Origin of the sequence: Serratia sp. CY33525 (genome assembly GCF_052169115.1) — a bacterium.
Lineage (GTDB): Bacteria > Pseudomonadota > Gammaproteobacteria > Enterobacterales > Enterobacteriaceae > Serratia > Serratia sarumanii.
The window spans coordinates 283,456-306,050 of sequence record NZ_JBJNLK010000004.1 but is presented as its reverse complement, the minus strand read 5'-3'; the positions used below and the strand labels follow the sequence as shown (position 1 = coordinate 306,050).

At 60.2% G+C, this 22,595-nt stretch carries 28 protein-coding genes; 12 read left to right on the top strand and 16 right to left on the bottom strand.

Annotated features, from left to right (window positions below; genetic code table 11):
- Positions 1-11: 11 nt before the first annotated feature.
- Positions 12-638 (bottom strand): high frequency lysogenization protein HflD, encoded by a 627-nt coding sequence (gene hflD / locus ACJ8IM_RS12865; RefSeq protein WP_033653868.1) that lies wholly within the window; start codon positions 636-638, stop codon positions 12-14.
- 331 nt (positions 639-969) lie between these two features.
- Here hflD and kup point away from each other — a divergent pair, with 331 nt between their 5' ends.
- Entirely contained in the window at positions 970-2,838 is a 1,869-nt protein-coding gene (gene kup, locus ACJ8IM_RS12860) for a low affinity potassium transporter Kup (protein WP_033638219.1), read from the top strand.
- Between the two features lie 48 nt (positions 2,839-2,886).
- On the opposite strand, the gene mnmA is transcribed toward kup, so the two are convergent.
- The 4 genes from mnmA to rluE all read right to left on the bottom strand — a co-directional run bounded on the left by mnmA (position 2,887) and on the right by rluE (position 5,537).
- On the bottom strand, positions 2,887-3,987 hold the full coding sequence (gene mnmA / locus ACJ8IM_RS12855; RefSeq protein WP_033638220.1) for a tRNA 2-thiouridine(34) synthase MnmA: 1,101 nt from the start codon (positions 3,985-3,987) through the stop codon (positions 2,887-2,889).
- Positions 3,988-4,093: 106 nt separating this feature from the next.
- Positions 4,094-4,540, bottom strand: a complete 447-nt coding sequence (locus ACJ8IM_RS12850; RefSeq protein ID WP_033646370.1) for an NUDIX hydrolase — start codon at positions 4,538-4,540, stop codon at positions 4,094-4,096.
- 9 nt (positions 4,541-4,549) lie between these two features.
- On the bottom strand, positions 4,550-4,888 hold the full coding sequence (locus tag ACJ8IM_RS12845) for a lysozyme inhibitor LprI family protein (protein WP_033653869.1): 339 nt from the start codon (positions 4,886-4,888) through the stop codon (positions 4,550-4,552).
- A 22-nt stretch (positions 4,889-4,910) separates the two neighbouring features.
- Entirely contained in the window at positions 4,911-5,537 is a 627-nt protein-coding gene (gene rluE / locus ACJ8IM_RS12840) for a 23S rRNA pseudouridine(2457) synthase RluE (RefSeq protein ID WP_033653870.1), read from the bottom strand.
- 131 nt (positions 5,538-5,668) lie between these two features.
- Here rluE and icd point away from each other — a divergent pair, with 131 nt between their 5' ends.
- Entirely contained in the window at positions 5,669-6,922 is a 1,254-nt protein-coding gene (gene icd / locus ACJ8IM_RS12835; RefSeq protein WP_033638224.1) for an NADP-dependent isocitrate dehydrogenase, read from the top strand.
- A 74-nt stretch (positions 6,923-6,996) separates the two neighbouring features.
- On the opposite strand, the gene uspF is transcribed toward icd, so the two are convergent.
- The 3 genes from uspF to ACJ8IM_RS12820 all read right to left on the bottom strand — a co-directional run bounded on the left by uspF (position 6,997) and on the right by ACJ8IM_RS12820 (position 8,134).
- Positions 6,997-7,446: a universal stress protein UspF gene (gene uspF, locus ACJ8IM_RS12830; RefSeq protein WP_033646368.1), complete on the bottom strand. Its 450-nt coding sequence runs from the start codon at positions 7,444-7,446 to the stop codon at positions 6,997-6,999.
- Positions 7,447-7,660: 214 nt separating this feature from the next.
- A complete protein-coding gene (locus tag ACJ8IM_RS12825) occupies positions 7,661-7,888 on the bottom strand; it encodes a YgdI/YgdR family lipoprotein (protein WP_033653871.1) in 228 nt (75 codons plus the stop codon).
- A 12-nt stretch (positions 7,889-7,900) separates the two neighbouring features.
- Complete coding sequence (locus ACJ8IM_RS12820; RefSeq protein ID WP_033638227.1) at positions 7,901-8,134, bottom strand: YgdI/YgdR family lipoprotein; 234 nt, start codon at positions 8,132-8,134, stop codon at positions 7,901-7,903.
- A 346-nt stretch (positions 8,135-8,480) separates the two neighbouring features.
- On the opposite strand from ACJ8IM_RS12820, the gene tolA reads away from it, so the two are divergent.
- A complete protein-coding gene (gene tolA / locus ACJ8IM_RS12815; RefSeq protein ID WP_033646367.1) occupies positions 8,481-8,921 on the top strand; it encodes a cell envelope integrity protein TolA in 441 nt (146 codons plus the stop codon).
- Positions 8,922-9,081: 160 nt separating this feature from the next.
- Here tolA and ACJ8IM_RS12810 read toward each other — a convergent pair whose 3' ends face one another.
- Entirely contained in the window at positions 9,082-9,372 is a 291-nt protein-coding gene (locus ACJ8IM_RS12810; protein ID WP_033646366.1) for a hypothetical protein, read from the bottom strand.
- 145 nt (positions 9,373-9,517) lie between these two features.
- Between ACJ8IM_RS12810 and ACJ8IM_RS12805 the strand changes: the two genes are divergently transcribed.
- Positions 9,518-9,937: a GNAT family N-acetyltransferase gene (locus tag ACJ8IM_RS12805; RefSeq protein WP_033653872.1), complete on the top strand. Its 420-nt coding sequence runs from the start codon at positions 9,518-9,520 to the stop codon at positions 9,935-9,937.
- Between the two features lie 60 nt (positions 9,938-9,997).
- On the opposite strand, the gene ACJ8IM_RS12800 is transcribed toward ACJ8IM_RS12805, so the two are convergent.
- Positions 9,998-11,113, bottom strand: coding sequence for an AI-2E family transporter (locus tag ACJ8IM_RS12800; RefSeq protein WP_033646364.1), 1,116 nt, complete (start codon positions 11,111-11,113; stop codon positions 9,998-10,000).
- A 294-nt stretch (positions 11,114-11,407) separates the two neighbouring features.
- Between ACJ8IM_RS12800 and ACJ8IM_RS12795 the strand changes: the two genes are divergently transcribed.
- Positions 11,408-11,545 carry a hypothetical protein gene (locus ACJ8IM_RS12795; RefSeq protein WP_162837928.1) on the top strand — a complete coding sequence of 46 codons (138 nt, stop codon included), beginning with the start codon at positions 11,408-11,410 and terminating at the stop codon, positions 11,543-11,545.
- A gap of 64 nt (positions 11,546-11,609) precedes the next feature.
- Here ACJ8IM_RS12795 and ACJ8IM_RS12790 read toward each other — a convergent pair whose 3' ends face one another.
- The gene (locus tag ACJ8IM_RS12790; RefSeq protein ID WP_033653873.1) at positions 11,610-12,821 is read right to left on the bottom strand and encodes an MFS transporter; all 1,212 of its coding nucleotides are present in this window, start codon (positions 12,819-12,821) and stop codon (positions 11,610-11,612) included.
- A 227-nt stretch (positions 12,822-13,048) separates the two neighbouring features.
- Between ACJ8IM_RS12790 and ACJ8IM_RS12785 the strand changes: the two genes are divergently transcribed.
- Positions 13,049-13,507: a hypothetical protein gene (locus tag ACJ8IM_RS12785; RefSeq protein ID WP_033653874.1), complete on the top strand. Its 459-nt coding sequence runs from the start codon at positions 13,049-13,051 to the stop codon at positions 13,505-13,507.
- Positions 13,508-13,606: 99 nt separating this feature from the next.
- Positions 13,607-14,023 carry a DUF2000 domain-containing protein gene (locus tag ACJ8IM_RS12780; protein WP_033638236.1) on the top strand — a complete coding sequence of 139 codons (417 nt, stop codon included), beginning with the start codon at positions 13,607-13,609 and terminating at the stop codon, positions 14,021-14,023.
- Positions 14,024-14,035: 12 nt separating this feature from the next.
- Here the strand turns inward: ACJ8IM_RS12780 and ACJ8IM_RS12775 are convergent, their stop codons facing one another.
- Complete coding sequence (locus tag ACJ8IM_RS12775) at positions 14,036-14,386, bottom strand: GFA family protein (RefSeq protein WP_033653875.1); 351 nt, start codon at positions 14,384-14,386, stop codon at positions 14,036-14,038.
- A 140-nt stretch (positions 14,387-14,526) separates the two neighbouring features.
- Between ACJ8IM_RS12775 and ACJ8IM_RS12770 the strand changes: the two genes are divergently transcribed.
- The 3 genes from ACJ8IM_RS12770 (at position 14,527) to ACJ8IM_RS12760 (ending at position 16,671) form a co-directional block, all read left to right on the top strand.
- Positions 14,527-14,736 carry a hypothetical protein gene (locus ACJ8IM_RS12770; protein ID WP_025160266.1) on the top strand — a complete coding sequence of 70 codons (210 nt, stop codon included), beginning with the start codon at positions 14,527-14,529 and terminating at the stop codon, positions 14,734-14,736.
- Between the two features lie 151 nt (positions 14,737-14,887).
- Positions 14,888-15,958: an SMP-30/gluconolactonase/LRE family protein gene (locus tag ACJ8IM_RS12765; protein ID WP_229601708.1), complete on the top strand. Its 1,071-nt coding sequence runs from the start codon at positions 14,888-14,890 to the stop codon at positions 15,956-15,958.
- 68 nt (positions 15,959-16,026) lie between these two features.
- Positions 16,027-16,671, top strand: coding sequence for a Qnr family pentapeptide repeat protein (locus ACJ8IM_RS12760; RefSeq protein ID WP_049196620.1), 645 nt, complete (start codon positions 16,027-16,029; stop codon positions 16,669-16,671).
- A 6-nt stretch (positions 16,672-16,677) separates the two neighbouring features.
- Here ACJ8IM_RS12760 and ACJ8IM_RS12755 read toward each other — a convergent pair whose 3' ends face one another.
- Both ACJ8IM_RS12755 and ACJ8IM_RS12750 read right to left on the bottom strand, forming a co-directional pair.
- On the bottom strand, positions 16,678-17,079 hold the full coding sequence (locus tag ACJ8IM_RS12755) for a hypothetical protein (protein WP_047571642.1): 402 nt from the start codon (positions 17,077-17,079) through the stop codon (positions 16,678-16,680).
- A 246-nt stretch (positions 17,080-17,325) separates the two neighbouring features.
- Entirely contained in the window at positions 17,326-18,003 is a 678-nt protein-coding gene (locus ACJ8IM_RS12750) for an isochorismatase family protein (protein ID WP_016928046.1), read from the bottom strand.
- Between the two features lie 253 nt (positions 18,004-18,256).
- Between ACJ8IM_RS12750 and ACJ8IM_RS12745 the strand changes: the two genes are divergently transcribed.
- Both ACJ8IM_RS12745 and ACJ8IM_RS12740 read left to right on the top strand, forming a co-directional pair.
- Positions 18,257-18,685, top strand: a complete 429-nt coding sequence (locus ACJ8IM_RS12745) for a universal stress protein (RefSeq protein WP_033638240.1) — start codon at positions 18,257-18,259, stop codon at positions 18,683-18,685.
- Positions 18,686-19,000: 315 nt separating this feature from the next.
- On the top strand, positions 19,001-19,756 hold the full coding sequence (locus ACJ8IM_RS12740) for an SDR family NAD(P)-dependent oxidoreductase (protein WP_025302549.1): 756 nt from the start codon (positions 19,001-19,003) through the stop codon (positions 19,754-19,756).
- A gap of 43 nt (positions 19,757-19,799) precedes the next feature.
- On the opposite strand, the gene ACJ8IM_RS12735 is transcribed toward ACJ8IM_RS12740, so the two are convergent.
- Together ACJ8IM_RS12735 and puuC are read right to left on the bottom strand one after the other, a co-directional pair.
- Positions 19,800-21,080 carry an NAD(P)/FAD-dependent oxidoreductase gene (locus tag ACJ8IM_RS12735; protein WP_033653879.1) on the bottom strand — a complete coding sequence of 427 codons (1,281 nt, stop codon included), beginning with the start codon at positions 21,078-21,080 and terminating at the stop codon, positions 19,800-19,802.
- Between the two features lie 11 nt (positions 21,081-21,091).
- The gene (gene puuC / locus ACJ8IM_RS12730) at positions 21,092-22,588 is read right to left on the bottom strand and encodes an aldehyde dehydrogenase PuuC (protein WP_101455827.1); all 1,497 of its coding nucleotides are present in this window, start codon (positions 22,586-22,588) and stop codon (positions 21,092-21,094) included.
- Positions 22,589-22,595: the final 7 nt, after the last annotated feature.

Genomic DNA, 22,595 nt, shown 5'->3' with positions numbered 1-22,595 from the left:
CCTGGGATCGATTAACAATGAGCAACGATATTTTGCGCCTGCTTGAACAGACGATTACGGGAAAACATTAACTGCAGGCGGCTGCCGCCGACCTGTTGCCACAGCACGGCGGCGCGAATGCCGGCCAGCAGCGTGGCGCGAACCTTGGCCTGCACCTGCGGGTTCTGCAAGATAGCCGGCGAGCCGGTCACCTGGATGCGCGGCCCGAGCGGGCTGACCACGTCAACGTAAATGCCGGCCAGCGCGCTGGTGATGGTGTCCGACTCAAGATCGAAGTGCGCCAGCTGGCGTTCGAGCTGGCTGAGGCGTTCACCGAGCGTGTTCATCGCCTGTTTGTTGGCGTTGAGCTTGCGCTCCAGCACCATCAGGCTGATGGTGTAGCGGGTCAGTTCCGCGCCCGGCCCTTTGTTGTTGGCGTTAAGCACGCCCATCAGGGTTTCGAGGCCGACCATCAAATTGCGTTCTTCACCGCCGAACACCGCCAGCGTGGAGGGCGGGTCCATCTGCAGCAGGCTTTTCAGCGAGGTCTGAAAGGCTTCGCGGTTGCATTGCCCTTCATGGGCCAGCTGCTGAACCAAACGCGCCGACTGGCTGATACCCGCCATGGCCAGCGTGATGTCATAATAATTCTTCGCCACGATTACTCCTGTAAACGCTGTGAACGGTACATGGCTTACTGCATAAGGTTGTGTGTATCGCAGGGGTAACGGCGGCGGCCGCGAACGGTAACGAACGGGCGTGGCTGTAACAACGATGACAACGAATGCCGCGGATCATGCCACAAAATCGAGGCTAAACCCAGCGTCTAATACGCCCGAGACGAGGCGGAGGCGCCGTACGGCGCAGAACTGCGCAGACAGGCGGCGAAAATCGCCGGCGCGGCGGCGCGAACTTATTGTTGCGGCGGCAAATAAAGTGCGGCGGCTGCATCTATACTGCCAACGTGAGCCCTCAAATAAAGACCTTCATATGCACGTAAAAAACAAGCAGCCGCTGCCGGCGGTAACGCTGGCGGCCATCGGCGTGGTGTACGGCGATATCGGCACCAGCCCGCTGTATACCCTGCGCGAATGCCTGACGGCGGAGGAGGGCATCACCATGACGCCGGCCTCAATCTACGGCTTTTTGTCGCTGATTTTCTGGCTGCTGACGCTGGTGGTGTCCATTAAATACATTTGTTTCGTGATGCGCGCCGACAACGACGGCGAGGGCGGGATCCTGACGCTGATGTCGCTGGCGATCCGCAGGCTGGATGCGCGCTGGGTGCCGGCGGCGGTGCTGATCGGGCTGGTGGGCGGCAGCTTCTTTTACGGCGACGGGGTGATCACCCCGGCCATTTCGGTGCTTTCGGCCATCGAGGGGCTGCAGATTATCGCCCCCGAACTGGACAGCTTTATCGTGCCGCTGTCGCTGCTGGTGCTGACCGCGTTGTTCGCGATACAAAAGCGCGGCACCGGCAGCGTCGGCAAACTGTTCGCCCCGGCGATGGTTATCTGGTTCCTGACGCTCGCGCTGCTGGGCATCGGCGGCATTCTGCAGCACCCTGGCGTGCTGCGGGCGCTGAACCCTTACTGGGCGGTGAATTTCTTCCTCGAATACAAGACGGTGTCGTTCTTTGCGCTGGGCATGGTGGTGCTGTCGGTCACCGGCGCCGAAGCGCTGTACGCTGATATGGGCCACTTCGGTAAAAAGCCGATCCGTCTGGCGTGGTTTACGCTGGTGGCGCCGGCGCTGGTGCTGAACTACTTCGGCCAGGGGGCGCTGCTGCTGACCAATCCGGCGGCGATCAACAACCCGTTCTTCCTGCTGGCGCCGACCTGGGCGCTGATCCCGCTGCTGGTGATCGCCACGCTGGCGACGGTGATCGCCTCGCAGGCGGTAATCTCCGGCGTGTTCTCGCTGACGCGCCAGGCGGTGCGGCTGGGCTACCTGCCGCCGATGCGCATCATCTATACCTCCGATCAGGAGTCCGGGCAGATCTACATTCCGGTGGTGAACTGGCTGCTGTTCGCGGCGGTGCTGATCGTGATTATCAGTTTCAAACACTCCAGCAACCTGGCCTCGGCTTACGGCATCGTGGTGACCGGCACCATGCTGCTGTCGTCGATTTTGCTGAGCATCGTGGCGGTGAAAAACTGGGGCTGGCCGCGCGCGCTGGGCGGGCTGATGCTGCTGATCATGCTGTGCATCGACGTACCGCTGTTCGGCGCCAACCTGATCAAGCTGGCGACCGGCGGCTGGCTGCCGGTGGTGCTTGGGCTGATGATTCTGCTGATCATGCTGACCTGGAAGACCGAGCGTTCGCGTCTGATCCGCCGGCTGCGCGACAACCAGGAGGGGCTGAGCGCGCTGATCGAGTCGCTGGAGGAGGCGCCGCCGAAGCGGGTGCCGGGCACTGCGGTGTTTATGGAGCGCACGCCGCACGCGGTGCCGCTGGTGCTGTTGCATAATCTGAAGCACAACAAGGTGCTGCATGAGCGCGTGGTGCTGCTGACCATCGTCACCACCGACATGCCGTACGTGCATAACGTGCAGCGGGTGGCGATCGAACAGCTGTCGGCGAGTTTCTGGCGGGTGGTGGCGAGCTACGGCTGGCGCGAGACGCCCAACGTCACGGACATCCTTTACCGCTGCGGGTTGGAGGGGATGAGCTTCACCATGAACGAGACCTCGTTCTTTATGTCGCGCGATACGCTGGTGCTGGGCAAGCGGCCCTGGTATTTGCGCGTGCGCGGCAAGGTGTTCCAGCTGTTGCAGCGCAATGCGCTGCGCGCGCCGGATCTGTTCGAAATCCCGCCGAATCGGGTGATCGAACTGGGGGCGCAGGTGGAATTTTGAATAAAAAAAACGCTGCGGTAAACGCAGCGTTTTTCTTTTGCCGGGCAGTTACGCCAGGCGCTGTTCGATGATGCCGCCGCCGAGGCAGATTTCGCCCTGGTAGAACACCGCCGACTGGCCGGGGGTGACGGCGGAGACCGGCTCGTCGAAACGCACTTCGATGCGTTCGCTGTCGAGCGGGGTCACGGTGCAAGGGATATCCTGCTGGCGATAGCGGGTCTTCACCGTGCAGCGGAACGGGCCGCTCAGCGGCAGGCGATCCACCCAGTGCAGCTGCTGCGCGATAAGACCGGTAGACATCAGGCGCGGGTGATCGTGCCCCTGGGCGACCACCAGCACGTTGTTGGCCACGTCTTTATCCACCACGTACCACGGATCTTCGCTGCTGTCTTTCAGGCCGCCGATGCCCAGCCCTTTGCGCTGGCCCAGGGTGTGATACATCAGGCCCTGGTGTTCGCCGACGGTCTGGCCGTCAACGCTGACGATCGGGCCCGGCTGCGCCGGCAGGTAACGGCCGAGGAAGTCGCGGAACTTGCGCTCGCCGATAAAGCAGATGCCGGTAGAATCTTTCTTCTTGGCGGTGACCAGCTCCAGCTGCTCGGCGATGCGGCGCACCTCCGGCTTCTCCAGCTCGCCGACCGGGAACAGGCTTTGCGCCACCTGCTCGTGGCTCAGGGTGTAGAGGAAGTAGCTCTGATCCTTGTTGCCGTCGACGCCGCGCAGCAGGCGGCTCTTGCCGTCTACGTCCTGGCGGCGCACGTAGTGGCCGGTGGCGATGAAATCGGCCCCCAGATCTTCGGCGGCGAACTCCAGGAAGGCTTTGAATTTGATCTCTTTATTGCACAGGATGTCCGGGTTCGGCGTGCGGCCGGCCTTGTACTCTTCCAGGAACAGCTCAAACACGTTGTCCCAGTATTCCGCCGCAAAGTTCACCGTGTGCAGTTCGATGCCCAGCTTGTCGCAGACCGCTTGCGCGTCGGCCAGATCGGTCGCGGCGGAGCAGTACTCTTCGTCGTCGTCTTCTTCCCAGTTCTTCATGAACAGCCCAGCGACCTGATAGCCCTGTTGCTGTAACAGATAGGCGGTAACGGAAGAGTCGACGCCGCCGGACATACCGACGATTACTTTTTTCTGGCTGTTGTCTGACATGGGGATCTCACGAACTTGAACACGAACCGTGCTGATAAAAACAAGCGCAGGATTTTACCACGTTGGCCGCGCCGGCGCACTGTTCATCTTGTGCTGCACGGCGCCCTTAAAACGGCCAGGCGAAGCTGCCGACCAGCGACAGCGGGTAGCGCTCCGGCTGCTGGTAGCTGCGAATGCTCTCCGCCACCAGCGCGGAACGCAGGTTGGGCGCCTGCAAGATCTCGTCGGCGCTCAGCCACAGGCAGCGATCGATGTCGCTGTCGTGCGGCTCGGTCGGCAGCGGCTGTTCCAGCTCGATAACGAAGCAAAAACGCAGGAACGGCGTGCGATCCGGCGCGATCCACTGGTGCATGCGCAGGAACGCCTGCGGCGCGGCGCGGATGCCGGTCTCTTCCCACAGCTCGCGCTCGGCGGCCTGCACCAGCGTCTCGTCGGCCTCCAGGTGGCCGGCCGGCTGGTTCCACAGCGCTTTGCCGTTGATGGTCTCTTCGACCACTAAAAATTTGCCGGCGGCGTGCACCACGCAGGCCACGGTGACGTGCGGTTTGAACATGCGCTCTCCTTACAGCGGTTTGTCGATGCGCCGGTAGATGTCGTCCAGCTCGGCGATGCGGGTGCGATAGCTTTTGAGCAGGCAGGCGGTATCGCCGCCGCACCGCTGGCGTTTTGCCAGCCAGTCCTGCTGGCTGTCCTGCATCGCGCCGCGCGCGCCCATGGCGAACAGGCCGCGCAGGAATTGGTACTTGGTAGTCATTTGCACGTCCAGATCGTTCAGCGTGCGGTTGGCGCAGATGGCTTGCTCATCGCGGTTTGCCGCCTTGGCGCAGTCGAAGCTGGCGGCTTGGGTGGCGAACGGGGCCGCTAGAGCGGCGAGCAGCAGCGCGGTCAGTGTGTTCCTCATGGCGCCTCCATCAGTTATCGGTCTACAGGGAATCGATGCTTTTCCATTCACCAGGTTGCAGTGAACCCAGCGAAAGATTACCCATACTGTAGCGAATCAGGCGCAGGGTAGGGAACCCGATATGCGCCGTCATGCGACGCACCTGGCGGTTTCGCCCTTCATACAGGGTGATTTTCAGCCAGCAAGTGGGGATGGATTTACGTTCGCGGATCGGCGGGTTGCGTGGCCACAGCCACTGCGGCTCGGCCACCAACTCCACCCCGGCGGGCAGCGTGGGGCCGTCTTTCAGCGTGACGCCGCTGCGCAATGGCGCCAGATCGCTCTCCTGCGGCGCGCCCTCGACCTGCACATAATAGATTTTGCCGGTGCGCTTCCCCGGCTGGGTGAGCTGCGCCTGCAGCTGGCCGTCGTTGGTCAGCACCAGCAGCCCTTCGCTGTCGCGATCCAGACGCCCGGCGGCGTAAACGTCGGGGAAGGGGATGTACTCTTTCAGCGTGGCGCGGCCGGCTTCGTCGGTGAACTGCGGCAGCACGTCGAAGGGCTTGTTGAATAACACAATTCGGCGCGGCCCCTTCGGCGCGGCGGGTTTGGCGGCATTCGGCTTGCTGAATCGTTTAACTTTGTGATTTCTAACAGAGAATTTTTTCATAACGGTTGAGATTACGGATGATAAGCGCATTATAACCGAATCCGTTTCGGATTGGCGCGGACCGAATATTCAAGTAGTATCTACACGCATCTTACAAAGCATTAACAAAATTGCGCTTGAAGGAGAGGTTGATGGAAAGCAAAGTAGTTGTTCCGGCAGAAGGTAAAAAAATCACGGTTGACGCCCAGGGTAAACTGGTTGTTCCTCATAACCCGATCATCCCGTTCATCGAAGGCGACGGCATCGGCGTTGACGTGACTCCTGCCATGATCCACGTGGTTGATGCGGCCGTTAAAAAGGCTTACCACGGCGAACGTAAAATCTCCTGGATGGAAATCTACACCGGCGAAAAATCTACCCACGTTTACGGTAAAGACGTGTGGCTGCCGGACGAAACTCTGGACCTGATCCGCGACTACCGCGTCGCCATCAAAGGCCCCCTGACCACCCCGGTCGGCGGCGGCATCCGTTCTCTGAACGTGGCCCTGCGCCAGCAGCTGGACCTGTACGTGTGCCTGCGCCCGGTGCGTTACTACCAGGGCACCCCAAGCCCGGTGAAACAGCCTGAGCTGACCGACATGGTGATCTTCCGTGAAAACGCCGAAGACATCTACGCCGGCATCGAGTGGAAAGCCGGCTCCGCCGAAGCGGACAAAGTGATCAAATTCCTGCGCGACGAAATGGGCGTGAAGAAAATCCGCTTCCCGGAGCAGTGCGGTATCGGCGTGAAGCCATGCTCCGAAGAAGGGACCAAGCGTCTGGTGCGTGCGGCGATCGAATACGCCATCACCAACGACCGCGACTCCGTGACCCTGGTTCACAAAGGCAACATCATGAAGTTCACCGAAGGTGCCTTCAAGGATTGGGGCTATGAGCTGGCGCGCGAAGAGTTCGGCGGTGAGCTGATCGACGGCGGCCCATGGCTGAAGATCAAGAACCCGAACACCGGCAAAGAGATCGTGGTTAAAGACGTGATCGCCGACGCCTTCCTGCAGCAGATCCTGCTGCGCCCGGCGGAATACGACGTGATCGCCTGTATGAACCTGAACGGTGACTACATCTCCGACGCCCTGGCTGCCCAGGTCGGCGGCATCGGCATCGCACCGGGCGCCAACATCGGCTCCGACTGCGCGCTGTTCGAAGCGACTCACGGCACCGCGCCGAAGTACGCCGGCCAGGACAAAGTGAACCCAGGCTCCATCATCCTGTCCGCAGAGATGATGCTGCGCCACATGGGCTGGTTCGAAGCGGCTGACCTGATCGTTAAAGGCATGGAAGGCGCCATCGCCGCCAAGACCGTGACCTATGACTTCGAACGCCTGATGGAAGGCGCTAAACTGCTGAAATGCTCAGAGTTTGGCGACGCTATCGTAGAGCACATGTAAGTGTGTTTGGCGTTTGAATGAGAGCGGGAGCCTTAGGGCTCCCGTTTTTTTATTGTTCAAATGGGCATGGGATATCAAGGATTGGCCGATTCACGCACCACCAGCACCGGGCAATTGGCGTGGCGCACGACGGCGGTGGCATTGGAGCCGAGGAGGTAAGTGATCGCAGAAGGGCGGTTGGAACCCATCACAATAATCTCCGCGTTAAGCGCATCAGCGAGTTCCAGGATCTGATCTTTGGGATCGCCGACGGCCACATGCGTGGTCACTCTATCTTCAGGCACGCTGAATTCTTTGGCCGCTTTCGCCAACCCTTCGGTCGCTACCGCAATGATTTCGTCTTTGGTTTCTATCGCCGCGGTGGCGGCAAAGCCGAAAGCGGCGTAGGTGGCGCGTGACGGGATCACCGCCAGAAAATGGACGTGGGAGTCTTCGAGCCTGGCGAGCGCGTTGACATGTGGGATGACCTGCTGCGTTAATTCCGGCTCGGTAATATCGACTGGAACCAAGATAGTTTTATACATACTCCCTCCTTATCATTATCAAATAACTCCACTTCTTGGATTATAGCTGTTCGACGCAGGGAAAGGAGAGATCCGTATGGCAAACCCGGGAACGTTGGCGCTGAAATGTCAGGTGTTCGACGTTATCGTTAAATGCAGGCAAGTACGCCGGGTTTTAGAGTAGAAAGGGAGCCATTGGCTCCCTTGGTGTTAGCTGGCTAAGGTTATCGGAACCTTAATGAGGGATCTCTGAAACCTCTTTGACTTCCGTCTTGTTGATTTGCTGTTTAACGCCATTGGCGTCGGTATAACCGAGCAACCCGGCAGCGGTTTCTTTCGGCTTGCCGTCACTGATGAGCGTTCGACCGTCGTGGGTATGGATGGCGTAGCTGGTGCGTGTGCAGCCTGACAGTGCGGCGATGGCAACTAGGGCGATCGCGGGAAGAACAAGCGTTTTTTTCATTTGAAGCTCCTTTTAGTTATCCAACTCACTCATGTTTGCAATCTGGTCTCGATTGATCTGTTCCGTTTTGCCCGTTTCAGCGTTTCGATAGGAGACTAACCCGGTATCTGTATCGACCTGAGGTTTGCCGTCGGTGACAATGGTCTTGCCATCCGTTGTTTTGATCGCCTGATTGGAAGCGCAGCCCGCAATGAACATCACCGTAGTTGCAGCAAGAAGCGCGGCAAAGAGTCGTTTGCTTTTCATACCTACCATCCTGGTTACTTAAACGAATTTAATATCAGGAAAATAAGTATAGGCAGATTTTCCAGATTGCCAGGGTTGAAAGTGCTTATGGTGGGATAAAAAAGTAAGAATAACTTAATTTATTGATGGGGTGATTACCAATTCGGGAGATGTCGATAGGTTAGGTGGCTCAGGCGTACGGCCCGGTGAGGGGGTTAGGGTTTCATATCATCATCTACTCACGATTTTCCGCGTTCCAGTGCGTGATGTCATTGGTGGTTTGGCGTTAATTCTGTATAAGTATTCACCGGGGATCTTTTCGAATACAACGTTGATTCGGCTGATAATCATCCATAAGGAAAGGGATATGAAAATAACGCATTCAGGCTATAAAACCGGCGCCGCCACCTTATTGGCGGCGATGCTCGCACTGGCATTAACGGGGTGTGCCAAGAGCACTGTCCCCAGCCAAACCGTTCCGGCGAAGAAAGAGGCCGATGATCTTTTCGCCAACCTTGGTGACCCAAAGACGCCTGCGCCGGGAAAAGAGAAAGTACATTACATGGCCCAGGTGCAAGCTGAGATTCAACGCCATTTTAAAGACGCCGAAGCCTACTCAGGCAAGCGTTGCACATTGCGCATTACGTCGGCACCGGACGGCCTGCCAATCAATGTTCGAACAGAAGGCGGCGATCCGGCTCTTTGCCGTGCCGCCATGCAGGCAATTGGCGATTCTCGCTTTCCTAAGCCACCAACGGAAGAGGTCCATAAGGCGTTCCAAATTATCACGTTGGAATTTAGCCCGTAGTGACAGTAGAAGGTAAAGGGCGGCAACTGGGTTAAACAGAAGTCGCAGGCCGTACTTTCATGCGGCCTGTGAGTATTGGGTTGTGCAATATTTCGTATAGCGTTTCCTAATGCTGAAGCCAGTCTTTTCGGCATTATTTCACGGCATATGTTGCCAAGACTTACCGATACATCATTGCGCTCACGCGCTCGCTTCGATCTTTAAAACCGTTGCTGCGCATCGTGACCACGTAATAGCGGTAGTGGTGTTTCTGCGCGTACTCGCGCACCAGCTCTTCAGCAAACAGGCCGCTGAAGGTGACGGTGGTGACAAAGGTCAGCCCTTTCACTTCGTAGGTGCTGATCTCTTGCGGAGTGCCGATATACGGCGGCGGGAACACGGTTTTGTGGAACTGGCAGCCCGCCAGCAGCAGGGTAAACAGCAGGGCGGCGGAGATTTGCGGTATTTTCATCGGGAAATGTTTTCCTTCCTTGGCGTGTTTTTAGTAACTCTATAATAGGATTACAAAATTTGGCGGGGATGTAAAAATTATCCCGCTTCGGTTGCCGTTTCGTTGAAGCGGCACCGCCGTCATCCATATGAATGAGGGGTTAAATATGCTTGTGCGCCTTGCTGCTGAAACCGATACCGCAGCGCTGATCGCCCTGGACAGCGTTGCTCAGAATGCGCCGCAGCGTGCGGCGCAAATCCGTGCCTGGTGCGCGCAGGGCATCTGTTTTCTTGCCGAGGAACAGGGCATGGTGATGGGCTATGGGGTGCTGCACTATCACTTCTTCGGCTGCGGCTTTATCGAGATGTTGATGGTCGGCGAGCGCTATCGCCGCCGGGGCGTCGGGCAGGCGCTGATTGCGGTGTTGAAGTCCCATTGCCGGCACCCGAAGCTGTTCACCTCCACCAATCGCTCCAACCTGCCGATGCAGCGGCTGCTGCTGAACGCCGGATTTGTCGCCAGCGGCCAGATTGACAATCTCGATGACGGCGATCCGGAGCAGGTCTTTTTTATCCCGGCGCGCTGATACAAAACCACTGACAAAAAAGGGGCCCATTGGGCCCCTGCGTGATTCGCTGCGGGAGGTTTACTCCACCGCGTCGGGATGATTTTTGCCTTCCTCGATAAACGCTTCGTCGATCTCTTCGATGTTCTCCTCGCTGTCGCGGCCGGACAGAATGTTCCAGCAGGCGATGAACAGCGCGGCGATCAAGGGGCCGATGACGAAGCCGTTGATGCCGTAGATCTCCATGCCGCCCAGGGTGGAGATCAGGATCAGGTAGTCCGGCATTTTGGTGTCTTTGCCCACCAGCAGCGGGCGCAGAATGTTGTCCACCAGGCCGATCACCACCACGAAGAACACTACCAGGAAAATGGCTTTCCACAGCATGCCGGTGGCGAAGAAGTAGATCACCGCCGGCACCCAGATGATGGCGGAGCCTACGGCCGGGATAATCGACAGGAACGCCATCAGCGCGCCCCACAGCAGGCTGCCGTCGATGCCGGTAAAGTAAAACGCCAGCCCGCCGAGCGCGCCTTGCACCACGGCGACCACCACCGTGCCCTTGACGGTGGCGCGGGAGACGGCGGCGAACTTCACGAACAGGTGGTGTTTTACGTGCTGGGAGAGCGGCAGCGCTTCGAGCGCCAGGTTCACCAGATAGGGGCCGTCTTTCAGCAGGAAGAACAGCAGGTAGAGCATCACGCCGAAGCCGACGACGAAGTTGAAGGTGCCCTTGCCGATCAGGAAGACGCTGCCCGCCAGATATTGCCCGCCCTTGAGCGCCACCTCGGAAAGCTGCTTTTGTATCTCGGCGGCGCTGTTGAGGTTATGTTCCGCCAGGAACCGCTGCGCCCAACCGGGCAGGTGGCGCATAAAGTCCGCCAGCATGGTCGGCAACTGGCTGTTGTTGGTCTGCAGCTTGGTGTAGATCACGTTGAATTCCATCGCCAGCGACGAGGCGATGATCGCCAACGGCGTGAACACGATCAGGCAGATCAGCGCCACCGTCAGCAGCGACACCACGCCGTTGCGTTCGCCGACGTACTGCTTCAGTTTCTTTTTTACCGGATGGAAAATCACCGCCAGAATGACCGCCCACAGCACCGAGGAGTAGTAAGGCCCCAGCACGTCGAGAAAGGCGGCGGTAACGATGAACAGGATCAGAATAAAGAATCCCTTGGAAATGCCTTTAGACATCATAGTCGTCCCTCAAAAGATGAATTTTCAGCATAGATGAACTGAATGAAAACAACACTATCATCACCTTTACTTAACCGGTAGGGGATTTTTAGTGGCGTATTCCATAGGGTTATTAAGGGCAAGGCGGGCGCCGCAGGGTGAACTGGCGGCGGCGTGAGAAAAGAAAGAGGGCTAAATAATTAACAAAATTTATCGATTGTGTTTCATTTTGTGAGCCGCGCTTGCCGCTTGGGCCAGGCTTTCCTAGTGTTGATGAGGGCGGCCGTTCGCCCGATACCACGAAGGAGTATGCAAATGACTGAACACAAACGACTCGGCGTCATCGAGAAGACGCTACTGATCGCCTTTGCCGGCCTGCTGGTGTATTTCGCGGCCACCGGCGCCTTGTCATTGTCGGGTCTCGATCATCATTGGCCTTATCCTTCGCGATAGGCAGGCACCTGCACCAGGGAAAATTCAGCACCGCTTATAACAAACAAAACCACCTTTCTGCTTATCACCCCGCCTTATGCCGCCGGCTGAGAAAAGCCAGCGCCAACAGCGCCCCTGACACGGCCGCCGCCAGCACCAGCCAGGCCGGGGCCGCCCAACCGGCTGCGGCCACGATGGCGCTCAGCGCAACCGGGCCGATCACCTGGCCGAGATAGTTCCCCTGCATCACCAGCCCCAGGCTCAGCGGCAGCAGCGTCGGTTCCGGCGTCGCCGCCGGCGTGGCGGCCAGAATGGTGGCGGGCAGCATGCCGGCGATGGCGCAGAACAGGAAACACAGCGGGATCAGCAGGGCGTTGGGCGTTATCGGCAAGAAAATGCCGATGCCGAAGACGCCGATGATCAGGCTGGTGGCCGCGAGCAGGCTACCGGCGCGCAGACCGCGCGACAGCAAGAGCCCGGCGGCGAGGTTGCCGATGATGTTCGCCGCCACCGCCGCCGCGCTGATACCGCCGGCGGCCGCCAGCGTCAGGCCTATGCGCTGCATCAGGAAGATCGGCAGGAAGGTCATCACCGAGAAAAATTGCAGGTTGTAGGCGGCGAACATCAGCGCCAGCAACAGCGGTCGGCGCGCCCGCAGCAGGGCGCCCAGCGCTTGCCGCAGCGGCAAGGACGGCGCGTGCGCCTCGGCGGTGCGGCGGGACGTGGTCAGCGGCAGCAGCAGGGCGGCCAGCAGCGTCAGCGCCGCACCGGCCTGCCAACTCTGCTGCCAGCCGGCGAGGTGGGGGCCGAAAAACAGCGAAATGGCGATGCCCGCCGGCATGAAGGTGCTCCAGATGCCGAACACCAGGCTGCGCTGCGCCGGGGCGACGATGCGGTTCAGCACCGCCGGCGAGGCGACCACCACGATCACGAAGCCGAGGCCTTCGACAAAGCGGCTGACGATCAACCCGCTGAAGTCGTGCAGCGCGGCGCCGGTAAAGCTGGCGGCGCTGATGATCAGCAGCCCGAGCGCCAGCAGCCGCCGGTCGCCCCAGCGGCGCACCAGCAGCCCGGCGGCGATGCCGCCGAACACCCCGACGAAGGGAAAGGCCGAAATAACCCAGCTCAGCGCTTCGAGCGAACGGCCGAACTCGGCCTCCAGCGCCGGCAGCGCGATGGTGGCCTTGCCCACGTGCAGCGCCGCGGCGATGCCGGCGAACAGCACGTTGATGACGGCTAGCCAGGGCGTGGCGGCGGGGAGAACGCGGTCGATGGCGTCCGGTTTAATCGCGGTCATAACACTCTCCAGTGGCGGTAACGCCATCACTATGTGCTCTTGCAACGGCTGAGGTCGTTCAAATGCTGCGCTATCACGTGGGGAAATTATTCATTTCGAGCTTTATTGAGCGCCTTCGTTGTTTGGTTCGCCAGCGTGCCGCCCGGCGTGGACGCTGATCCCCCTGCAGCGGTTTACTGTTCCGGCACGCAGCAGGCGTGTTGAATTCATTTTATAAGGAGCAGTGTATGTCAGAGATGATGAACGAGAGTGGGGCGCCGGCCATTGAATGGAGCTATGGCGGCCGGGGTGATGATATCAGCAGCAGCCTGAGCCTCGACACGGTTGAGGAGCAGCCGCAGGGTTTCTTGATGACGGTCGATCGGCCGGTGCAGATCTTTAAAGACGCGCTGTCGCCGATGATGGCCTTTGTCACGCTACTGCGCCCGCTGTACGCCAAAACGAGCGAGGGTTTCCAGTACGTGCCGGTTTCCAACCCCTGGACCGACGTGCAGCGCCTGCCGGCCAGCGCGGGCTATCTGGGCGTGCAGGTCAACGCCGGGCTGTTCTTCCACGGCGCCAAGCCGACGCACTATAAAGATCGCGACGGCCAGATGAAACCGATCGACGGCGGCACGCTTTTGCAGCACATCACCGTGCTGCATCAGGTGGCGCAGCCGCTCGGCCCGGGTGAAGGCGCCGCCTGAGCCGGCAGCGTTATTACGGGGGCCGGACGCGGCCCCTTATCGCGCCTTGAAACCGTGCGCAGGTTGGATAAAACTGACTGCCTATTCAAGGAGAAGAGTATGTACAGCGACAACGAGAAAAAGTTTTATATCATCCTCAACCGCAATCACGAACCGGCCACGCTGTTTAACGCCTCCTGCCATCTGACGGCGGGCATCACCGATCTCATCGAACAGCGCGAGTTTCACCACTACCCGAGCAGCCTCGACGGCGTCAGCGCCAATATGAGCCACTATCCGATAGTGATCCTGCAGGCTAAAAACAGCAGCCAGCTCAGCAACCTGATCCTCAAATGCAAGGAGGAGGGCGTGCTGTCCAACTTCTTCACCACCACCATGCTGTCGCACTCCGCCGAACAGCAGATCGCCGACACCGCCAACACCCCTTACGAACAGCTGGATTTCGTGGCGGTGGCGCTCTACGGCGACGCCGAACAGCTTAAGCCGTTGACCAAGAAGTTCTCCGTCTACCGCTGAAAACGCGGCATCTCAGACGCTGGCGCCGTCGTAGCTGTGGATCTGCAACGCATCCAGCGCGACGTCAGGCACGCAGCGCAGGTTGACGGCGCACATCGCGGCGCCGTCCGGCGCGGTGCCGTAGGCGAAGGGCTGAGCGCCGCAGACTCGGCAGAACTGATGGCGGATCTTGTGCTGATTGAAGGTGTAGGCGCTGAGTTGGTCCTGGCCGCTGTTGAGTGTGAAAGCGCTGATGGGGAAGAACGACAGCAGCAGCCCTTTGCGGCGGCAGATCGAACAGTTGCAGCTGAGGGCCTCGGTGGGCAGTTCGGCGTCCACGGAGAAGGTGACGGCGCCGCAGTGGCAGCTTCCCTGGAATGGCATGGCGATGGTCCTGTAGCAGGGGGCGTGTTTGCCCAGTATAGTGCAATTTATCGTCACTCGGCCGCGCAGGGCCTGGTTTCCTTAGTAAATGCGCGGTTTTCTGGTAGGTTAGAGGTTAACGTCATCAAAAGGAGATCGCGATGTTAGAACATTACTATCCGGCCAATATGGGCGCCAAACCGGTCACGGACGAACAGCATAAACGGCTGGTGGCGGTGCAGGCGGCGCTGGAGCTGATCAAGGCCACGCTGTCGGATACCAACGACGGCAACGGCGTGGACTTCCAGCTGAAGGCGGCGGAGAAGCACATCGGCCCGATGGCCGACGCCATTCAGGAAGCCCTGAAGTAACGGTTCGCCGTCGCCTCAACCGCCCGCCCGGGCGGTTTTTTTTGCGCCGATTACTGCGATTTTTTTAGTAGCGCATTGCCTTTTTCCCGGCTGGTGCCGTGAGCGGCGCGATCCTACTCTAGCGATCCGAGTCCTCATCAGGATCATGCTTATGTTCCGCTTCAGCCTCTTTTCTTTCTTGTTGCCGCGGCGCCGGCGCCTCACCCAGCTTGCCGGCGCCGCGCTGTTTCTCAGCGGCGTCATGCAGGCGCAGGCCGCGCAGCGCATCGACTTCTCGCCGGATGCCGCCGGCGCCTACCCTGAAGGCATCGCCTGGAATGCGCGCGCCGGCGCGTTCCTGGTGTCGTCCCTGCGTGGCGGGCAGCTCGGCCTGGTCTACCCGGATGGCCGCTATCGGCGCTTTTCCACCGGCAGTGGGCTTATCACCACCTCCGGCATGCTGGTGGACGCCGAGCGCAACCGGGTGCTGGTGTGCAACGAAGACGTGGGCGTATCCCTCAACTCAGCCTCCGGCACGCGCAATCGCGTGGCGCAGGTGCTGGAGTTCAATCTCGATACCGGCGCGCTGCAGCAGACGTACGATCTTTCATCGTTAAGCCGTGGGCCGACGCTGGCCAACGATCTGGCGCTCGACGTGCAGGGCAATATCTACGTGACCGACAGCTTCCAGCCGCAGATTTACAAGATTGACCGGGCAACACGCCAGGTGTCGATTCTGGTGCGCTCGGCGCGTTTGATGCCCGCCGACGCACCTGCCGCTGCGCAGGGCACGCAGCCTTATCTCAACGGCATCGTGTATCACCCGGATGGCTATCTGATTGCGGCGGACTACACCCGCGGGCTGTTGTGGAAGGTGACGCTGGATAACGCGCCTGCAATAAGTGAAATCAGGCTGCCGCAGCGGCTGAAAGGGCCGGACGGGCTGCGGCTCAAAAACGCCCATGAATTGGTGATCGTACAGTCTTTTCCGGGGAGAAAAGGGGGCATGTCCGGCAACGTAACGCTGCTCGCCTCGAACGACGGTTGGGCCAGCGCGCATATCACGGCGGTCGCCACGCCGCCGGAATTGGATGGGCCGACCGGCGCCGCGCTGCGCGATGGCGAAGTGTGGGTGGTCAACTCCCGTTACCCCCGTTTGTTTGCCGACGTCGCTCAGGCGGAGAGCGTCAGGACATTCAGCATCGTCAAGGTGGCGTTAGAGCGGAGGCCCGCCGATCGGTGATGGTTGCCAACTCAGCTGGAATAGGATTAAATGCCGCACCGACTGTATAAATAAACAGGTGCGCTGCGATGAGTCTGATGTTGAAGGGTGAAAAGATTGACCGTAACCGCTTTACCGGCGAGAAGATTGAAAACGGCAGCTTTATGCTGTGTGATTTTTCGGGCACCGATCTCACCGGCACCGAGTTTATCGGCTGCCAGTTTTACGATCGTGACAGCCGACAGGGCGGCAATTTCAGCCGTGCGGTACTCAAAGACGCCAGCTTCAGAAGCTGCGATTTGTCGATGGCCGACTTCCGCTACGCCAGCGCCCTGGGGCTGGAGATCCGCGAATGCCGCGCGCAGGGCGCCGATTTTCGCGGCGCCAGTTTTATGAACATGATCACCAGCCGCACCTGGTTTTGCAGCGCCTATATCACTAAAAGCAACCTGAGCTACGCCAACTTCGCCAAGGTGGTGCTGGAGAAATGCGAGCTGTGGGAAAACCGCTGGCACGGCGCACAGGTGCTCGGCGCCAGCTTCAGCGGCTCCGATCTGTCCGGCGGCGAGTTCTCCGGATTCGACTGGCGCGCCGCCGATGTCACCCAGTGCGATTTGAGCAACGCGGAACTGGGCGAGTTGGATTTGCGCACCACCGATCTGCAGGGCGTCAAAATGGACAGCCACCAGGCCGCGCAGCTGCTGGAGCGGCTGGGGATCGCGATCGTCGGCTGAGAAGGGTTAAGGCGATGATTGGGCAAATAAGCGATTGAAGGCTTTATCCGCGTCTACGGGAATGCGGCGTTGCATTACCGGGATAGTGAAGCGCGGATCCTGTGAGAGGTGGCGAGCTTGCTCGTTGAGCGGCACGACGGCGATGGCCAGATTGTCGTTGGCCTGCATAACGCCTTCCTGTTCGAACAGGGCGAACACCGGTGCGGTGTGCGCAGTACCCAACGAGCAAGCCGAAATCCAATAGTGCCCGTCTTGGGCAAATTTGCACTGTGCCGTTTGCAGGCTAATTGCGCTGATCTGTTTGGCGATCAAGGCATTCGCGTTTTCCACATAGCTTGGCGGTGCCGGCTGGCAGCCTGCCAAACTGAGTGTCAGCGCAGCTAGCGTCAGTGTTCTTTTGCCAATCATAGCCATCCTTGAGGTCATTTCCTGCGAATATAAATAATTATCGTAGCAACGATAATGTACCAGTGTCGAGAACAGATTGATTTATTAAGTTTTTATGGCTTTTTCATGACGATTAAGCGCTTATCCCCGCTTTTATAACAGAAAGCGGTTTCGCGTGAAGGGAAGAACAGAAGGCAGAAACGGCGGCTTTTGCGCGTTTTCATGGCGAGCCCCGGCAGGGTGCCGGGGCTTTGTGCCTGGGCGCCTTTAGCGCTGGGAGTCCAGCAGTTCGTTGTTTTTCACTACGTCCTGCGCTTTGAGGTAGCTCTCGATCAGCAGTTGATAGGCCGGGAAGATTTTGGTGTAAACCTCGGCCCACTGCTGAGCGTCGGCGCGGTTCCAGCTGCCCTGCAGCTCCGAGGCCACGCCGGCGGTGTCGATCGGCACCACGCCGGCCTGCACCACGCGCGCCAGGGTGATTTCCTGCGCCATTTTCGAGTAGGTGCCGGAGGCGTCGATCACCGCGAACACTTTATAGCCTTCGGCCACCGCGCTGATGGACGGGAAGGCCATGCAGACGCTGGTGATGGTGCCGGCGATGATCAGCGTCTTGCGGCCGGTGGCTTTGACCGCCGCCACGAAGTCCGGGTTGTCCCAGGCATTGATTTCCCCTTTGCGGGCGACGTATTGCGCGTGCGGCGCATTCTGATGGATTTCCGGGATCAGCGGGCCGTTCGGGCCCTGCGGCACTGAAGCGGTGGTGATCACCGGCAGTTTGCTGAGGGTGGCGATGCTGGCCAGTGCGGCGGCGCGGGCGCGCAGTTCGGTCATCGGCATGTCGGCGACGGTCTGGAACAGGCCGCTCTGGTGGTCGATCAGGAGCATGACGGCGTCATTGGCATCAATAACAGGACGCTGGCCGTTGAAGTTGGCTGGAGTGCTCATGGTTTTTTCCTTCTCTTGTCGTGAGGTCAATGGATATCTGCTTTGATTGATAAGGCTGAAACTCAGCGCTTGCCTACAGTGTAGGGAGGGGAGAAAAATCCGGTAGACCGCAAAGGCGGGATGCATCGTTCCACAGATGGAACGATTGCGAGACAGGCGAGCGAACCGGCGCTAGGCTAAACTTAAGGTGCATGAGAAACATGCGGCAAGGAGCGCCATCCTGTTTACGGAGTTGACGAGGAGGGCCGCCATCATGGCTTATCGGCATATCGTTGTCGCCACGGATCTCAGCGAAGACGCCGAGTTCCTGCTGGGCAAGGGCGCCAGGCTGGCCGCCGCGCTCAATGCCCAACTTTCCCTGATCTATATCGACATTCATCGCGCCGGTTATTACGTCGATCTGGGCGTGGGCGATTATAACTACACCGATCGCACCTTTTCAGAGCGGGTGAAGAATATGCTCAATGCGATCAAAGGGCAGTCGTCGTATCCGGTTGAAGAGGTGATCGTCAGCCGCGGTGCGTTGACGGAGGAACTGAACCGGGTGGCGAAGGAGAAAGGGTTCGATCTGGTGATCTTCGGCCACCATCACGATGTCTGGAGCCGACTGGTCTCTTCGGCGCGTCAGGCGATCAACGAGCTGAACGTCGATCTGCTGGTGATCCCCATCGAGAAAAAATAGTCGCGGCCGCCTGCGGGCGGCTGCCGTTTTTCATTCACATCGCTTATCTCTGAGCGGCCATAACCGCCTATCCGCAATAGTCCCGCTGGCTGACAATCCGCCAGGAAAATAGTGACGGGCCGGGATTTTATTCTATCCATCAATATGTTGGCCAAAATCCGATAAAGGTTAACCCAGCGCATTGAAATCACTGACATACCTCCTTTTGGTTAATAAACCGCACGTTTTGACTGGCGCTCAGGGGAGGGGCGTCTTATCCTCGGGGCAATGAGATTTGTATGACTTATATAAATACGTTCACATGGAGGAGGTCTCATGCGTTTTGACAATAAAGTCGTGGTTATCACCGGTGCGGGCAATGGCATGGGGGAAGCGGCGGCGCGGCGGTTCTCCGCCGAGGGCGCCATCGTGGTGCTGGCCGACTGGGCTAAAGAGGCGGTAGACAAGGTTGCCGCTTCGCTGCCGAAGGGCCGGGCGATGGCGGTGCATATCGACGTGTCCGATCACGTCGCGGTTGAAAAAATGATGAACGAGGTGGCGGAAAAACTGGGCCGCATCGACGTTCTGCTGAACAACGCCGGCGTACACGTGGCGGGCAGCGTGCTGGAAACCAGCGTCGATGACTGGCGGCGCATCGCCGGGGTCGATATCGACGGCGTGGTGTTCTGCTCCAAATTCGCCTTGCCGCATCTGCTGAAGACCAAGGGCTGCATCGTCAATACCGCGTCGGTGTCCGGCCTGGGCGGCGACTGGGGCGCGGCCTATTACTGCGCGGCGAAAGGCGCGGTGGTCAACCTGACGCGCGCCATGGCGCTGGATCACGGCGGTGACGGCGTGCGTATCAACTCGGTCTGCCCGAGCCTGGTGAAAACCAACATGACCAACGGTTGGCCGCAGGAAATCCGCGACAAGTTCAATGAGCGCATCGCGCTGGGGCGCGCTGCGGAGCCAGAAGAAGTGGCGGCGGTGATGGCGTTTCTGGCCAGCGACGACGCCAGCTTTATCAATGGCGCCAACATTCCGGTCGATGGCGGGGCGACCGCCTCGGACGGCCAACCGAAGATCGTCTAAGCGTTAACGCACAGGCCCGGCCAGGATGACCGGGCCTGCTGTTTTAGACGCCGATGCGGTCGCGCAGCGTGTAGTAGGCCGCGCCGATGGCGGTGAACGGGATCTGCAGATTGCGCCCGCCGAAGAACGGCAGGTGCGGCAGCTTGGCGAAGGCGTCGAAGCGTTCGGCGTCGCCGCGCATCAACTCGGCGATCAGCTTGCCCGCCAGATGGGTACAGGTCACGCCGTGGCCGCTGTAGCCCTGCATGTAGTAGACGTTATTCTCCAGCCGGCCGAACTGCGGCATGCGCGACAGCGTCAGCAGGAAGTTGCCGGTCCAGCGATAGTCGATACGCACCCCTTTCAGCTGCGGGAAGGTCTTCAGCAATTTTGGCCGGATCAGGTTGTCGATGTCGTCCGGATCACGCGCGCCGTACACCACGCCGCCGCCGTACAGCAGGCGATGATCGGCGGTGATGCGGTAGTAATCCAGCAGGTAGTTACAGTCTTCCACGCAGTAGTTCTGCGGGATCAGCGCCTGCGCGATCTCCGGCGCCAGCGGCTCGGTGGCCACCACCTGAGTGCCGCACGGCATGCTGCGCTTGGCCAGCCGCGGCTCCAGCTTGTCGCCCAGATAGGCGTTGCCGGCGACGATGACGAAACGCGCCTTCACCTGGCCGTTGGCGGTGCTGATCAGCGCCGGTTCGCCGTGGCGGATGTTCGTCACCGCCGATTGCTCGAAGATGCGCCCGCCCTGCAGGCGGATCGCCTCGGCCTCGCCCAGCGCCAGATTGAGCGGATGGATGTGGCCGCCGCTGTGATCGAGCAGCGCGCCGACGTAGCGATCGCTGGCAACCTCCTGGCGCACCCGGTCCGCATCGAGCAGCTCGAGCTGGGTATTGCCGTAACGTTCCCAGTTGCGTTTCTGCTCGATCAGCGCATGGAACTGCTTGTTGTTCAGCGCGGCGAAGATGCCGCCGGGGCGATAGTCGCAGTCGATGGCGTAGCGGCTGATGCGGCTGCGGATGATCTCCGCGCCTTCAAACATCATGCTGCCGAGCAGGCGGGCGCTTTCCGCGCCGTAGCGCTCTTCAATCACATCGATGTCGCGGCTGTAGGAGTTGACCAACTGGCCGCCGTTGCGGCCGCTGGCGCCGAAACCGATGCGCGCCGCTTCCAGTACGACCACGTTATAGCCGGCTTCCACCAGAAACAGCGCGGAGGAGAGGCCGGTATAGCCGCCGCCGATCACGCAGACGTCGCACTCGATCGATTCGTTCAGTTGCGGATAGGGCTGATGTGCGTTGGCCGTGGCCGCATAGTAGCTTTTTACGTGTTCAGTCATGAGATAAGCCCTTATTCCAGCGAGATCCAGGTAGTTTTCAATTCGGTGAACTTGTCCAGCGCGTGCAGCGATTTGTCGCGGCCGTTGCCGCTCTGCTTGTAGCCGCCGAACGGCACGGTCATGTCGCCGTCGTTGTAGTTGTTGACGAATACCGTGCCGGCTTTCAGCTGGCGCGCCATGCGGTGCGCACGAGCCAGATCGCGGGTCCAGACCGCGGCGCCGAGGCCGTAGTCGCTGTCGTTGGCCAGCTGCAGCGCCTGTTGCTCGTCGTCGAAGGTAGTCACCGCCAGCACCGGGCCGAAGATTTCATCGCGCGCCACGCTCATGGCGTTGTTCACCTGGGTGAGGATGGTCGGCCCCAGATAACCGGCGTGGTCGCCCTGCGGATGGTCGCGCCCGTCGAGGAACAGCGCGGCGCCCTGGCTCAGCCCTTGATCGATATAGCCGGCCACTTTCTCGCAGTGGCCGCTGTCGATCAGCGTGCCCATCACCGTGTCGGGATCGAGCGGATCGCCGGGAGCGAAGGCCGCCGCGTGTTTGCGCAGCGCCTGCAGGAATTCCTGCTGAATGCTCGCCTCTACCAGCAGGCGAGTGCCGGCGATGCACACCTGCCCCTGATTATAGAAGATGCCGGCGGCGGCGCTGCGGGCGGCCTGATCCAGATCCGGACAGTCGGCGAAGACGATATTGGCGCTCTTGCCGCCGGCCTCAAGCCAGACGCGTTTCATGTTCGATTCGCCGGCGTAGATCATCAGCTGCTTTGCCACCGGCGTGGAGCCGGTAAAGGTGAGGGCGTCGACGTCGCGGTGCAGCGCCAGCGCCTTGCCGGCGTCGTGGCCATAGCCGGGCACCACGTTCAGCACGCCGTCCGGCAGCCCGGCCTGCTGCGCCAGCTTGCCGAGCAGGATGGCGCTGAGCGGCGATTTTTCGGAGGGTTTGAGCACCACGCTGTTGCCGGCGGCCAGCGCCGGGCCGAGTTTCCAGCAGGCCAGCAGCAGCGGGAAGTTCCAGGGCACGATGGCGCCGACCACGCCGATCGGCTCGCGCTCGATCAGCGCCAGCGCCTCGCGGCCGGTGGGGGCGATTTCGCCGTAGACCTTATCGATCGCTTCGGCGTACCAGCGAATGCAGCGAATGGCGCCCGGCACGTCGTCGCGCAGGCTGTGGCGAATCGGTTTGCCGGTGTCCAGCGTTTCCAGCAGCGCCAGCTCTTCGTGATGCTGCTCCATCAGATCGGCGAAGCGCAGCAGCGTGGCTTTGCGCTGCGCCGGGGCGGCCTGCGCCCAGTCGCCGCGTTCAAAGACGGCGCGCGCCGCGCTGACCGCCCGATCGATGTCGGCGGCTTCGCCGCGCGCAACCTGCGCCAGCTCACGGCGCCCGGCGGGATCTTCCACGGCGAAAAATTTCCCCGCGGCGGCCGGCTGGTAGTGGCCGTCGATAAACAACCGGTGCTCAATCTTCAGGGTCTGCGCCCGTTGTTGCCAATACTGCAAATGGTGAAAGTTCATGCCTGGC